The organism is Hymenobacter guriensis (assembly GCF_015773195.1).
Taxonomy (GTDB): domain Bacteria; phylum Bacteroidota; class Bacteroidia; order Cytophagales; family Hymenobacteraceae; genus Hymenobacter; species Hymenobacter guriensis.
Genome location: NZ_JADWYK010000010.1, coordinates 37,591 through 51,580 on the forward strand (window position 1 = coordinate 37,591; position 13,990 = coordinate 51,580).

At 57.4% G+C, this 13,990-nt stretch carries 12 protein-coding genes; 3 read left to right on the forward strand and 9 right to left on the reverse strand.

Annotated elements, in window-relative coordinates; all coding sequences use genetic code 11:
- Positions 1-2 precede the first annotated feature (2 nt).
- The 5 genes from I5L79_RS15675 to I5L79_RS15695 are packed head-to-tail and all read right to left on the reverse strand — an operon-like array spanning position 3 to position 7,388.
- Positions 3-698 (reverse strand): DUF4276 family protein, encoded by a 696-nt coding sequence (locus I5L79_RS15675; protein WP_196956013.1) that lies wholly within the window; start codon positions 696-698, stop codon positions 3-5.
- Entirely contained in the window at positions 695-1,924 is a 1,230-nt protein-coding gene (locus I5L79_RS15680) for an AAA family ATPase (protein ID WP_196956014.1), read from the reverse strand. The genes I5L79_RS15675 and I5L79_RS15680 overlap by 4 nt, the downstream gene beginning before the upstream one ends.
- Positions 1,911-3,338 carry a restriction endonuclease subunit S gene (locus I5L79_RS15685; protein WP_196956015.1) on the reverse strand — a complete coding sequence of 476 codons (1,428 nt, stop codon included), beginning with the start codon at positions 3,336-3,338 and terminating at the stop codon, positions 1,911-1,913. Before I5L79_RS15685 ends, I5L79_RS15680 begins: the two co-directional genes overlap by 14 nt.
- Positions 3,335-5,188: a DUF262 domain-containing protein gene (locus tag I5L79_RS15690; protein WP_196956016.1), complete on the reverse strand. Its 1,854-nt coding sequence runs from the start codon at positions 5,186-5,188 to the stop codon at positions 3,335-3,337. Before I5L79_RS15690 ends, I5L79_RS15685 begins: the two co-directional genes overlap by 4 nt.
- Before the next feature lie 16 nt (positions 5,189-5,204).
- Positions 5,205-7,388: a type I restriction-modification system subunit M gene (locus tag I5L79_RS15695; RefSeq protein WP_196956017.1), complete on the reverse strand. Its 2,184-nt coding sequence runs from the start codon at positions 7,386-7,388 to the stop codon at positions 5,205-5,207.
- A 420-nt stretch (positions 7,389-7,808) separates the two neighbouring features.
- Here I5L79_RS15695 and I5L79_RS15700 point away from each other — a divergent pair, with 420 nt between their 5' ends.
- Entirely contained in the window at positions 7,809-8,312 is a 504-nt protein-coding gene (locus tag I5L79_RS15700) for a hypothetical protein (protein ID WP_196956018.1), read from the forward strand.
- Positions 8,313-8,545: 233 nt separating this feature from the next.
- Here the strand turns inward: I5L79_RS15700 and I5L79_RS15705 are convergent, their stop codons facing one another.
- Positions 8,546-9,874: a Y-family DNA polymerase gene (locus tag I5L79_RS15705; protein ID WP_196956019.1), complete on the reverse strand. Its 1,329-nt coding sequence runs from the start codon at positions 9,872-9,874 to the stop codon at positions 8,546-8,548.
- 75 nt (positions 9,875-9,949) lie between these two features.
- On the reverse strand, positions 9,950-10,408 hold the full coding sequence (locus I5L79_RS15710) for a LexA family protein (RefSeq protein ID WP_231403142.1): 459 nt from the start codon (positions 10,406-10,408) through the stop codon (positions 9,950-9,952).
- Positions 10,409-10,634: 226 nt separating this feature from the next.
- Between I5L79_RS15710 and I5L79_RS15715 the strand changes: the two genes are divergently transcribed.
- On the forward strand, positions 10,635-11,021 hold the full coding sequence (locus I5L79_RS15715; RefSeq protein WP_231403143.1) for a hypothetical protein: 387 nt from the start codon (positions 10,635-10,637) through the stop codon (positions 11,019-11,021).
- A gap of 136 nt (positions 11,022-11,157) precedes the next feature.
- Positions 11,158-11,580 (forward strand): hypothetical protein, encoded by a 423-nt coding sequence (locus I5L79_RS15720; protein WP_196956021.1) that lies wholly within the window; start codon positions 11,158-11,160, stop codon positions 11,578-11,580.
- A 142-nt stretch (positions 11,581-11,722) separates the two neighbouring features.
- On the opposite strand, the gene I5L79_RS15725 is transcribed toward I5L79_RS15720, so the two are convergent.
- Positions 11,723-12,841: an HNH endonuclease gene (locus I5L79_RS15725; protein ID WP_196956022.1), complete on the reverse strand. Its 1,119-nt coding sequence runs from the start codon at positions 12,839-12,841 to the stop codon at positions 11,723-11,725.
- Between the two features lie 43 nt (positions 12,842-12,884).
- The gene (locus tag I5L79_RS15730) at positions 12,885-13,832 is read right to left on the reverse strand and encodes a hypothetical protein (protein WP_196956023.1); all 948 of its coding nucleotides are present in this window, start codon (positions 13,830-13,832) and stop codon (positions 12,885-12,887) included.
- Positions 13,833-13,990 lie beyond the last annotated feature (158 nt).

The following is a 13,990-nucleotide window of genomic DNA, read 5'->3' on the forward strand; positions in this document are numbered from 1 at the left end:
TATCAGGCGGTGAATTCGGCGCAGTCCAGCCAGGCCATGGAAGCGGCTTGCAGCGCGGCTTTCAAATGACAGAGTAAGCGCCTGAAATGGTAAGAGCCCCGCGCCACAACCTGGGGATTCAGCGTTTTCAGAATTTCAAACGAGTGGTTGCCCTTGTGATAAGGGCCTTTGCTGCGGTTGGGGCGGGTGGCATTTTGCAGGGCCTCATACAAGGCCTCTTTGCTGACTTGCTCCACGTCGTCGCGTCGGGGCAGCGCACTTTCGTTGAAAGCCTCCCGGCCGAACTTGCCGGTGTAATACGCCGCCAGGCTGGCTTTGTCCGCAACCAGCCAGGCCTCCATCGTGGGCACCATCAAGTGAACCTGAACCGCCGTGGCCTGGACGGGCGGCGTCCAGCCATCGCCGTTGCGGCCGGCCAGGTGCTGCCACGGGGTCACGGGCTGGCCCGTGCCTGTGTCGGTTGCCACGCCAGCTTCGCTGTCCACGAGCAGCAGCGCGTTTTCGCCCTGCTCCACAGCAAATTTGAAGTCTTCAAACGCGGTGCGGCGGTCGCCGCAGGCGGTGACGGTGAAGCCGCGTGCCGGCACGCCGGCACGCTCCAAAAAAGTCTTGAATGCTTGCTGGCATTCCAGTAGGGCTGCCCGGCTGTCACGGTTGCCGCCCTCTACGTAGAGGGTCAGGGTATTTTTTGTTCTCACCAGCGGTTACCTCCTAAATGTCCACGGGTCCACAACTGGCTGAGGCTGTATCGCTCCAACCATCCATGTAATTCTGATGCTTCGAGCCGCGTCATCTCTGTCTTTCCCTCGTGCTTTTCGCATACGATAATGTCTTCCGGGGTACGGCCCAGAATGTCTACCAGAATATCGGAATGGGTAGTTACAATCAGCTGGGTGCGCTCTGACGCTTCCTTAATAAGCTTACCGATGGTAAGCACCGCATCAGGATGCAGGCCCAGTTCGGGCTCTTCCAGGCAAATCAGCGGTGGTGGCGTGGGGTCTAACAAGACAACGACCAGGCTCAGAAACCGCAAAGTGCCGTCCGAGAGGCGCCCCGCCGGAATGGGAAATTTTCCCTCCTGCAGAAACACCTGCACCGTGCCACCCTCAAACGCTACATCGAAATCTGTAATGCCTTCATACAACTCGTTCAGGCTCGCCAGAATGCGGGCCTTCACTTCAGAATTGCGCCGCAGCCGGTTCAGTACCAAGCCCAAGTTCACCCCGTCCTCAGCCAAATAGTCGTTGCGCACATCGGGTTTTTGAGCCTGTCGGTTGGCAGCACTCCGGCCGAAGGTCCACTCCCGATAGAAGCGGAATTTTTCGTAGAGCTGGGCTAAGTAGCTTAATTGCGGATACTGGACCGGGTCACGCCGCAGGGCCAGAATGGACTGGTCGGGGTCTTCCACCGAGTAGTCCATGTGGTGGGTTTCCTGCTTTCTCTTGTATAAGTTGCCTTGCTTATCGCCTCGGACGAAATAAGGCAACGTCATGTGACTTCCCGCTGAAACCTGGGCGCTGTCAATCCATTCCGCATTCAGCTCAAACCGAAAGCCCGTTTCCCTGAATTTGAGATGATGCCGCAGCGGCTGGAGCTTTGGGTTTGGATTGGTCAGCTTAATCTCCACTACGGCAGTGCCGGTTGGGTCACCTTTCCAAATCCAGTCGCCTACGGTGCTGCCGTTCTGGCGCACGGCTTCCCCAATGCGCGTCGGCGCAAATTTGAACAGAGTCAGGGCATCTAGCAGGTTGGACTTGCCTGACCCGTTCGGCCCAATCAGTACGTTCAAGGCTCGCAGTTCCAGCGGCGGCGTTTTGGGACCAAACGACAAGACGTTGTTGAGTGTGATGGAGCGCAGCAGGCGCACGTCCTGCCGGGGTTCTGGCGAGTCGGCCGACAGAGCTAGTTCTTCAGTCTCTTCCATCTTCGGTTTCGATTAACAGTTCTTCCTCGCTTTCCTCGTCCTCCAAATCCAACTCGTCCTCGGCAGGCAGTTCCGCGCCGCTGGTTGCTTCGGCCAGATGCCGCACATCCACCCGGCCCGTAACAACATCAACAATCAAACTGGTGCGGTACTCCTGGATTAACTCGATTTCACGTTGGGCGCGGGCAATGGTTTGGTCGATAAGGCGAGTTTTGAGATTGATATACTCAAGTATATTTTCCTGTTCTTCAATCGGCGGAACAGGAAGCTGTAGTCTCCCTAAAATCGAGGTATTCAAATTATCCATTGTTGAGCCTACTGACTCTAAAACAAGCAGGTCTTTGATACCTTGTGAGCTTAGAACAATAGAAATGTAGAGCGGCACAACCATCTTCTTGGATAAGATAACCTTCAAACACCCAGTGCCGCAGAGCCATCCTTCTGAATCATCTGTAACAAGCGAGCAACGTCCCATCTCGCCTCTACGAGCAAATACAATATCTCCTTTGTGAAGCGTATGCCGTTCTAATTGAATGCGAAATTGCTCGGATACTGCGACGTTATAATCAGGTACAATTTTCCCATTTATGAGATGGGAAGGATTAATAACTGGAATGCCTCCTTCTATGTAGTCTTCTGCATGTAGTTGACTTCCAAAAGGCCCAGTTTGAATTAGCTCAGTAATTTGCTTGAGAGATTTTACTTCCCAATGGGCCGGCACTTCTCCCAACCATGCCACACCTGAATCTCTGTGCTGCGCATCAGCATCTACTCCTTGGGTCACAGCCCGTTGAATAATGGCTTGCCTTTGTTCCGTCAGCAGCTTGATAAGCTGGCGCTTGTTGCGCAGCAGCCGCGCAATCTGCCGGGTTTTGCCATCCAGAAACGCCACGATGCGCTGCTGCTCGGGCAGCGGGGGCAGCAGAATTGGCATTCGCATGAAGGTGTCATCCGTCAATTGCAGACGGGAAATCCAAATGCCTTTGGACCCGATTTGAAACTCCCACTGGAAGGCCGATGAGCGCAAAAGATAGTCCAGATAAGGCCCGGCTTCTCCATACTCTGGTAGTGGGCGATATACGCTGTATGCCGTGCTGATAATACCGTGGTGCTTTGCGAATCCTAGACCGTTCGCCCAAGCCCAGAGGCTGTTTACCACCAAGTCACCAGGCCAGCAAAGCTTATGGCCCACGTAAGATGCCGCCATGAACATAGTTACCTTCTGCTCACGCCGCGGCACTACGCCGTTTTTCGACGACACGGTTAGCTTCTCTTCTGCGCCCGTCTCTGAGCGTTGGTCAATGGTGCGAAATACCTGTTTTGCTCGCTTTATTGCCCAATGCGCGGGCACCTTCGCCAGCCAGGGTAGGCCGGCGGGCTTGTATTCGGGATAGGCTGATAGGGACTGGTTCATACGGCGACAGCAGTTTCGGGCACGGGAATCAGGCGGGCCGGGCTCCACAGGTGCAGGGTCATCTGGCGGTATAGCTCGCCCCGCGCCGCCAGAGCCGCCCGGTCAAAAGTGGTGGGATAGGCCACAAACGGCAGCCCGGTGTGCTGTACCCAGTTCGTAAAGCGCGGATGGTGTTCGTAGCAATTCGGATTCAGGGATTTGGCCAGCAGATTCTGCCCGAAGTAGTGCGGCAGCTTCTCCGAGTAGGCCAGGTCGCCGTAGCTGGCATTGAAGCTCTTGGGCAGCAGCAGCAAGCCCCCAATACGGTTGCGGTGCTGCCGGAAGTCCTCTTTCTGCGGAAACTCGTCGGCATGGTCTTCCGGGTGGTTCGCCCAGATGTGCTCCACCTCGTAGCTCCCGCCGCCGGTGCTGTTCACGTATTCGGGGTAGCGACCCGGGTGGTCGGTCGCGTGCGTTTCCAGGTAGTCGGTCAGGCGGGCCAGCAGGCGGTGCAGGGACTTGCGGTTTTGCTGGTTCAGGGTCGGCACCGGGCCAGTGGCCGGCGTCTCCTGTATTTCAGCCAGCATCGCACGCAGTTCGATGGCCAGCGCGGCCTCATCCTTGCCGCGTACGCGCTTGGCCGCCAAAAACATGGCGTACTGCATGGTCGCGTACCCAATGCTGCGCCCGCACCACACGCGCCAGCTCAGCAGCACGTCCAGGTAGCGGGCCGTTAGTTCCAGCTTGCGCCGGGCCACATCATCCGGGTCGGTAGGCCGTAGCGTGGCCAGCAGCACCAAGTATTGCAGCGTGAAATTCTGCTGCGCGTTATAGAACACGGTTTCCAACCCCGTCGTACGGCTGCGGCTGGCATCGAGCAGCGCCCGGTACCAGCGGGAATAAAACAGAAAATCGCGCTGAATGAAGCGGGCGGTATCGGCGCCGGGGGTCAACTGCAGCTTGTCGTCCTTTTCGCGCACCCAGCGGTGGTATTCCGTACCGATGCGCTCAAAGTCGCGAGCCGCCGCGCCCCGGCTCCGCTCCCGGATGTTGTCGGCGTACTGGCTTCGCAGCCACGTCTTAAACAACTCCGCCTGCGTGTCCTTGCCATACACCAGCAGCCGCGCTATTTCGTCTTTCCAGGCCGTTTCGGCGGCCTGCCGGGTGGCGGTATCCGGTATGTTGGCCAGCAGATAGCTCTTGAGCATTTCGGTGGGCGTCAGCGACAGCCCCCGGTCATTCATCGTTTCAAAAATGGTGTAGGCATTCTCGTCCGAGTCCGTGGTTATTTCCACCAGCTTCACGTTTTCCAGCAGCCAGTCGATGAAGTACGGCAGCGCCGCACCCTTCAATTCCTCCGGGAAAAGCTGCGACAGATTCTCGTAGCGGGCCAGCAGGTTGCGGACCGATTCGTCGGTAGCCGGCGTAACTTCTATCGTTTCGCCCTCAAACAAAGCATTCATGCACGCCTGCCGGGCCGGCACGTTCAGGTTGAACGACTTCTCTCCGTACACCTCAGAGTAAATCAGCTCATCCACGTTCACCCGGTCAGACCGTTCCGCCTGTAGCCGCCGCAGATACAGCAGGAGCAGGGTTAGACTGGTCAGGCGCTGCTGGCCATCCACCAGAAAACGCCCTTCCGCCGTGTCACTCACAATGATGGAGCCCAGGAAATACGGATTATAGTTACGCACCGCGCTACGGCCGTCCTCCTCGTTGTACTGATCGGCAAATTGGCTGGTCAGGTCCGTTATCAACTCCTGCATCTGCTTCTCCTGCCACTTATATCCGCGCTGGTAGTAGTCGACTTCGTATTTCTTGCTTTTCAATAGCTCGCGCACGGTGCGCGTTTTTCCTTCAATCGTAGCCATTAGAGTAGGGTAGCTTCTAAGCTTCTTGGGTAGTAAGAATGTCGCGCAGCAGCCCATCCGTCTCTGCTTCCAGCGCGAAGATGTCGGCCGCAATTTCGTCCAGTGTCCGCAGCCGTTGCGGCTGGTAGAAGTAGCGCGTGAACGATATTTCGTAGCCTACCTGCGTCTTGGTAGCATCCACCCAAGCGTCGGGAGCGTGGGGCAATACTTCGCGCCGCATAAAGCCCGTAATGCCTTCTTCTTCCAGCAGCGGCACCTGCTCGGTGTCGCGCAGCTCCGGGTCGGGCTCGTACATCACCGTAGCCCATTTATCGGCGGGGTGAGAGAAGTAGCCCGCGTACTCCCAGCCGTCTTCACCCGGACCGCGCCAGTCGATTTCAGGGAAGGGGTTCTCGGCTGTGAACTCGTCGCCCTCGCGCCACACCTGCCGGAAAACGGGCGCAGCCGTTTCGTCGCGCTCAGTCAGGGCCGTTTGCAGCAGCTTCTCGCGCTTGCTCGTCCAGCGCAGCTTTTGGGCCTTAGCCTCGGCCTGCACGGCGGCCACAAACGCGTTGAAATCAAGCTGCGGTCCTATGCCCAGTTGCTTGGCTACGGCCGCTACCACGGAGGGCAGTTCTGTTTCCTTGTTCAGCCCACACACCTTCCCGAATTCGGCCAGCCGCTCGGCTGTCAGCTCTACCCGCAACCGCAGCGGCCGCTCCACCACAATCTTGTGGTAGCCAAACGCCTCGTTGGGAAAGAGCTTACTCTGCTCGCTTTCCTCCATCGTCATAAACGCTTCTACGATGCGGGCCTGGTGCTGCGGGGTCAGTTCGCAGTTCTTCTTGCCCAGGTTCTTGCGCAGGGGCTGCTGCCAGCTGCTGGCATCAATCAGCTGCACCTTGCCCTTGCGGCGGTCCTCCTTGCGGTTGCTCAGCACCCAGATGTAGGTGGCAATGCCCGTGTTGTAGAAGATGTTCAGCGGCAGGGCGATGATGGCCTCCAGCCAGTCGTTTTCCAGAATCCAGCGCCGTATGTTGCTCTCACCCTGCCCCGCGTCGCCCGTAAACAGGGCCGAGCCGTTGTGCACCTGCGCGATGCGCGAGCCCAGCGCCGTCTTGCTCTTCATCTTGGCCAGCTTGTTAGCCAGAAACAGCAGCTGCCCGTCCGATGAGCGGGTCAGCAGGCTGAACTTCGGGTCGTCCTGGTAGGGAAACACAAAGCGCCGGTCACTGATTTCCTTCTTACCGCCCATCTGCTCCAGGTCCTTGCTCCAACTCTTGCCGTAGGGCGGATTGGCCAGCATAAAGTCGAACTCCATGCCCTGGTGCCCGTCGCGGCTCAGCGTCGAGCCGTAGGTGAAGTTCTGCGCCTCCTGGCCCTGGCCCTTCAGCAGCAAGTCGGCCTTGGTAATGGCGTAGGTTTCGGGCTGCACCTCCTGCCCGTACAGGTGAATCTGCACCTCCTTGCCCTGGGCGGCGGCCAGCTCGTGCAGGCGCTCCTCGGCCGCGGTCAGCATCCCGCCCGTGCCGCAGGCATCGTCATACACCAGGTAAGTACCCGATTTGATGCGGTCGGCCACCGGCTTGAATATCAGGTCGGCCATTACGCTCACCACGTCGCGGGGGGTGAAGTGCTCGCCGGCTTCCTCGTTGTTCTCCTCGTTGAAGCGCCGTATCAGCTCTTCAAACACGGTGCCCATGGCGTGGTTGTCCAGCGCCGGCAGCCGCTCGCTGCCGTCCGAGTTCAGCACCGGCGTGGGCGCGAAGTTGATGCCGGGGGCCAGGAACTTCTCAATCAGAAAGCCCAACGCGTCGGCGTCCAGCAGCGTCGGAATCTGGTTGTTGAACTTGAACTTGTCAAGAATCTCACGCACGTTCTCCGAGTACCCGTTCAGGTAAGCTCGGAAGTCGGCCTCCAGCTGCGACTTGATGGCCCGCGACTGCAGGTCGCGTAGCCGGAACGGCGAGGCATTGTAAAAGGCCTGGCCCGAGGCCTGGCACAGGGCCGCATCCTGCTCGGTGATGTTGTAGTCATCGAGCAGTTGTTTTTGGGCTAGTACGGCCGCTTTGGTCGGTTCGAGCACGGCATCGAGGCGCCGCAGCACTATCATAGGCAGAATGACGTCGCGGTATTTGCTGCGCACATAGACGTCCCGGAGCACGTCGTCGGCAATTCCCCAGATAAAATTCACCAGGGCAGTGTGTTGGCTTGAGGTCACGAAAACAGTAGTTGAAGAATAAGCAGGAAGCTCGGCCCATTTGCTTAAGCAAACAGTTGGGCGGGTCTACAAAGTAACGCCTTTACCACCCGGAGGCAAACCATCAGCCCCACTCTCAACAAGTCGTCCTAGTCTTCACCGGGTGCCCGCAAAAAAGACTCTTGCTGCCTTTGCCAGAGAGGCACGCAACAAAAAAAGGTCATTCCGCGCTGGCTAACAATAGCTTGACTGCTCCGAAGAAAGAAATAGCCCTCTTACTCTGGCCAGCCCAAAGTGCTTCAGCAGTGGCCTAGGAGGCGTTCTTAATGCTCCACTCAATTACTAATTTTTTTAGACAAAGTAAATGTGGTAATTTCATTAGCAATTGTGCCTTTATTTGCAGCGCCTTCCCCGCTGTCTCACCCGTCATAAGCTGCCTGCATGAGCTTTCACTATACCGACTATTATCGCCGCGCCATCACCGAACACCAGCAGGGTCTGAAACTCGTGCTTGGTGGTACGGGCCTGGGCAAAACCAGCAGCTTGGCTGCCCTGCTGCGCGAGGGTAGCTTGCCCGAAGATGTGAAGCTTATCTACGTCGCCAACCGCATTCAGCTGCTGGACGAGATGGCCGAGCAGGACAAGGACCTGAACCTGCACGTGCAGCAGCGGCAGGACGTGGACCAGCTCCGCGAAACGGTGGCGGACGGCTCCCTGGCCGCGTTTCTGAATCTGCCGGCGACGCGCCTGCTCATCGACGACTACAACGCCCGGGGCCGGCCCTTTCCCATCCGCTGGGAGTCGCTCCACAAGCGGATGGCCAAATTTCAGCGCCTGCAGCGGTTCACGGAAGCCGAGATGGCGGACCTGGTCGACGTCCCGAACCTGGGAGCTACTCTCGCCCCTGAAGCAGCTTTACACCTTTGGGTGTTGTTAAACAAATAGGGGAAAACCTCCGACTCGGCAGCTGAACAGCCTAGATGCTAGTGATAAGGTATAAGTTCGCCGTATGAGTATCGAGAGGCGATAGGATTACACGTCCCTTAAGGCCATCGATAGAATGTAGCATAAACGAACGTTAAGGCTATCGCTTTGCTCGCGCTCCGAGTAACACGTTATCCATCAGAGCACTAATTGCTGAAAATACGTGGTTTTGCCGACGAGTCGGAGGTTTTCCCCTATTTGTTTAACAACACCCTAACTACCAGCAGGTCTTCAAGCCGGGTGGTATAGGCGGGTGTACGCCACAGCGCTTTGCTCTGCCACGGGGGGGCATTCCCGCTGGCAACCGAACTGGCCGGCCGAACACTGTTACGCCCGAACTGCTTATTCACGGCATCAATTGTTTGCATCAACACCTTGCTTTTAGCATCATTTGCGGGGGAGGCTGACCCAGCGGCGGCAAATAAATCCAACTGAAGTCCACGGCCCGGGGGCTCCAGTCCGTCGAGCACAACGCCAGCCTTTACGTAGCTGTGACCTGACTCATAAATCCGTTCCAGCAGGCGTCGGCCATAGGCCAGCAGCAATAGGGTATCAGAAGTAGCTCCTCCTGGAAGCGTGAGCGTGGTAGAACGGGTATACGGCGGCCGTACGCGGGAATCATACTGGCTCTTACAGATAAAGACCGTGAGCAGGTGCGCTTGCCCTCCCTGGGTCCGCAGCTTTTCGGCGGCCTTAGCCATGTAAGTGCTCAGCGCGCCCCATACATCGTCGAACGTTGTCAGAGGTTGCCCGAAGCTCCGGGAGCAACGAAGGCTTTGGCGGCTCAGGGTCCCGTCTTCCGAGGGCTGTAAACCCTGGCAGGGCTGGCCTCGCAGCTCCTGGATCAGCCGCCAGCCAACGACGCCGCCTAGGTTCTTGCGGGCCCAGGTCTCCCCGACACCTGCCAGGTCCCAGGCCGTGCGGATGCCGTGGGCCGTCAGGACCTGGGCATACTGACGGCCGATGCCCCACACGTCAGCGGCGGGAAGCGCGCGGAGCGCCCGCTCCCGCCGGCTTTCCGTGTCGAGGCGAAGGATACCTTCCAGCTCGGGGTACTTCTTGGCCAGTCGGTTGGCGACCTTCGCCAGCGTTTTGGTGGTGGCCATACCTACACAGGTCGGAATACCGGTACAGGCCAGCACGTCGCGGCGCATACGCCGGGCGTGCGCGTCAAGCGAACCCAGCCACTTGGTCAGGCCGTGCAGATCCAGAAAAGCCTCGTCAATGCTGTAGACTTCGATAGCAGGCACCTGGTCAGCGAGCCGGGCCATCACCCGCCTGCTTATATCGCCATAGAGCGGATAGTTTGAACTGAGGGCATAGCCGCGCTGCTGCTGCAGCAACCCTCGGATTTCAAAATAGGGAGCCCCCATGGCAATCCCGATTTGCTTGGCCTCAGGCGAGCGGCTTACGACATTGCCATCATTATTTGATAAGACCACCACGGGCCGACCATTGAGGCGAGGTTGAAAAACCCGCTCGCAGCTTACGTAGAAATTATTGCCGTCAACTAAGCCGAACATAGCGCAAGAAGGGCAGTAGGGGAAAAAGCAAAGCAGCTGCCCCTTGTACTGCTCCTGCTAGCCGTTAAGCGCTGCTCAGTCACGGCTGCGCAGCAGCGCCGTGAGCTTACCCGGAATCAGCTCGTGCACGACGTGGGTGACTACCCCCCAGATGTGTACCTGGTCCGGGTCGGTGATTTCGTAGTCAGGGAACGCTGGGTTTTCCGCCTGCAGCCACCAGCTGGCTCCCCGGCGCACCAGGCGCTTCACGGTGCAATCGCCTTCTATCACGCCGATGACGATATGATTGTGATCGGCCATCAGGTGCTTATCTACGGCCAGCAGATCGCCGGCGTGAATTTCCGCCCCGCTCATGCTTTCTCCACTCACGCGCACCAGGTACGTTGCCTCCGGGTGGCGGAAAAGTAGCCGGTTCATATCCATCAGCCCCTCCAGCTCATCAGCGGCGGGCGAAGGAAAGCCAGCGGGTACCAGGGAGGCAAATAAGGGCAGCCATAAGGTCGTAGCGGGCTCAGTAAAGGGGGAGCAATTCAACGGTAGGCATCAGCAGATACAAACAGGTGTAGCGCCAAGTATACTAAAATTATTGTCAATGGTTCGCTGACACAGATTACCAATTGCCCTAGCTACAAGACCAATAAAGGTTTATGCATACTGCAGCTGCGTTAATTTTATTTATTTTTACTAATACATTTAGCCATAGCATTCCTTGTATACAACACATATGGTCAGCGGAAAGAAAGCACCTGCCCGACTGGTATTGGAACCAACCGTCGGGGTTACAGAGTCGCAATGGGTGGATGATGTCCCCCTGGAGGAGTGCGCGCTTTGCCCGGTGTGCGGGGAACTTTTGGCCTGGCATGAGGAGCTATGCCAGCAAGATGCCGTTGCGGCCACTCCCCATGAAATTCCGCTGAAAACGGCAGGCCTCCACGCTGGCGACGGGTTCGCCTTTAGGCTGGGCGAGCGGATCTGGCGGGAAAATACCACCGCGTACCAGGTACTCTGGCGAGGCCAGGTAAAGGAACGGCAGCCGTTAACCGGCTACCTGGTGCGCGTGAACGTGTACCGGCTTGATGACGGGCATTGGGATTGCTACTATGAGGCCGAGTTGATAGCCACTACTGGAACACTCGACGCTGCATGACGCTACTAGACGTAGCGGGCACATTTACAGACTGCTTGTTGAAGAGAGCGAACTGGTACTGGTAACTTTTTAGACGAAACTTTCACCTGGGTTTATTAGTAAGCGCTATTTTCTTCATACTCAACCATTCCACACTATGCAGCCTGACTCAGAACACGACGACAACTATTTCCGCGGCTCCATTGATGGTGGGAGCGCGAACCTGCCGGCGGACGCACCAGTAATCGATGGGGGTGGGCCTGCTAACTCTTCCCATACCCGGATAATCTCCGGCGGCAACGCTTCAACCCGGCATATGGAAAATAGCAAGCTGGCTAAAGCGGACGGTTTCGATTTTCCTAAAGGCTTGCCTACGTCCGTTAAACTTCACTTACACACGTTAGCAGATCAGTTCGGCGTCACCACGGATAACCTCGCCGAGAAGGCACATGAGCTAGCTGCCGAAATCAAACCCAAACTGGAAGAGGGCTATGATTTCGTGGTTAACTACGTCGAGAACTTGATAGAGCAGGTGAAAACGGACGTGTCTAAGTACCTTGATAGTAAGAAAGCGCAGTAAGAAAGCGCTTAATGATTCCGAATGCCTGCTCCTGCAGCAGTATTGCTGACCTATTCGGCAATACTGCTGCAGGAGCAGGCATTCGGCTTACTAAACCTGCTGAAATTTTGGGCCTTGCTAGCTGACGAATGCCCGCAGTCTACTATTTATTGCCCGTTGATTCATCCTGCTCAGGAAACTGTATCTGGGACCCACGCGGCACCAAATGAATCTTGATTACCTCTTTGGGGTCAAACACGGCCGGCGCAGGCCGGCCGTTTTGTATGTCTAGCGCTACACTGTTTGAGATTGCTCCCGGGGTCATCTGCATCACCATGACCTCCTCCTCGCGTACCACCTCGTGCGATTGTAGCTCCTCGTATTGTGTCCGGCAACGTTCGTCGCTGTCCTGCGGTGGCTTGAATAACAGCGGCGGGCACCAGCGCAAGGTCAGTTGCTCCCCCTCGAAGAGACCCAGTTCAATATCTGCTGTGTGAAAGGGAATCGGTACGCAAAACACGTGGTGCTGATAGCGCAGGTAGAACTGGTGCGTAAACTGCCGGTCCTGTGTTTCGCGTTTGCGAAACATAAAGCAATGGGGATGTACCAGGGAATGACCGCTGGGCATCGTGTGGTGCACCACCAGGGCCGGGTCCAGCAGGGCATCCGGCATCTGGCCGTCGAGTAGCTGAAAAAGCGGCTTGTAGTGGCCGACCTGGTCCTGATCCAGCACCGACAGCGCCATCTTTAGCAGTGCTTTGTAGACATTGATCGGGATATAGGGGTTTTTGGCCACCTTAATCTCCGCTATGCCTTCCTCGTCCCGAATGGTAAAGGCGTCATTATCGAGGCCAGCTCGTTCAATCAGAATGCTTCCAGGAACGCCCATAAAGGTTCCGGGGCGGGCCGTAACCAGCTTATCGCTGGATTTAAAGGTCGGCAACTTAGCATTTCCAGTACCCCCACGCACCGTCCGAAAAATGCCGAGATAATTGGCCAGATCATTCTCCCACGCGGAAAATTTCAGATTGCAGTCGTCGCATTCAAAGTCCGATAACAAGTGCTCATTGCCCAGCAAGCGGGGAATCAGGTGGGCTTTGTGCTTAAACTTCGTTTCCAGCCCGTTGCGGCCGCAGAAGCGACACTTCTGCGCGGCTTTCGCCTTCCGTTGGGGCTTCGGACGTGGCACGTCCGCCAGAAAGGTTTCCGACGCGTAGGCCTGCCAAAACTTATCCAACGCAGGCAGGTAAGGAGTAAAGGTAAAGACAGCTTTCTCGCTCATAGGTCAAGGGTAAGCGTAGGAGGTAAACAGTTGTACACGGCAGCTACACCCCGTATACCCTGCCCTTTACCGGCTCTCCTTCCCGCTGGTTGACCAGGGTGGGTTGAATCCACAGCAGCTTTTCCTCCTGCAGGCTGGGGCCTAACCGCTGCCTGCGCCAATGCCCGCGGCGCCAGTGCGGGGCCACGGCACCCGGCAGCCCGGCGGTGCGCTCAGCCCGCGTAGGGATGTTGCTGCCGACGAAGGTGACGCGGGTGTATCCTGCGGTCGCCAGGTCAGCCTCCGCTACTTGCCGCCGACGGCGCGTCGTGGCTTTTGCCAAACGGGTGGCCAGGTGTCCCGGCAGTCCCGGGGAAAACGCCCGCTTCACCTCCCGCTCTGGATACATCAGGTACAGCAGGCAATTCACGATCAGGTTAACCGTACGGGCCAGAAAAGTGCTGTGCAAGTCAATTATTTTGGCTTGGGTTTGCTCGTCGGTGCCCTCTACCAGGAAGGTGGCGAAGGTGCGAGTGGCATCCGCGACGACCTTCCCGATGGTGGTAGGCAATACGAGCGGCTCGGCGCCGCGCTCGTCCACGTCCTGCAGTAGGGTATAGGTATGGAAGCCCCGCCCGGCCAGCTCTATCAGGTGCTCATTGACGTGGGCGAAATGGGGCATATACTCCCCCGTAAACTCCAGGTGAATCATACGGTCCTGCAGCTTCCCCCCGGGTACTAAGTCGGTCGTATCCTCCAGCAGGTACACGCCCTCTATCCGGGGTGAATCTGCGCCCGCTAGGTGCAGGCCGGCAGCGGACAAATCCATGTACAGCCGGGGATAGGGCAAGCGCAGTCGTTCGACGCCGACTTGGCTGGCGTCAGTCAGCTCCAGCATCTCCAGCAGCCCGGCAGAAAAATCAAAAATCTGCCGTCCACCCTGCTGCCACTCTTCCCAGGCCCGGAATTCAGACCAGGTGTATTGGCGCTCCACCTGTTCACGAAGCGACAAATGGCCACGATCGTAGGTAGTGCCGAAATTGGCTTCATCGATATAATACGCTTTTTTCGGGCCGAAACAATAGGCGTGAAAGGCTTCTCGGTGCTTGCTATGCCGCGCGAAGTGATGCTGACCGGCATTCCGGTTAGGGTAGTAGGCAGAATAGGGTT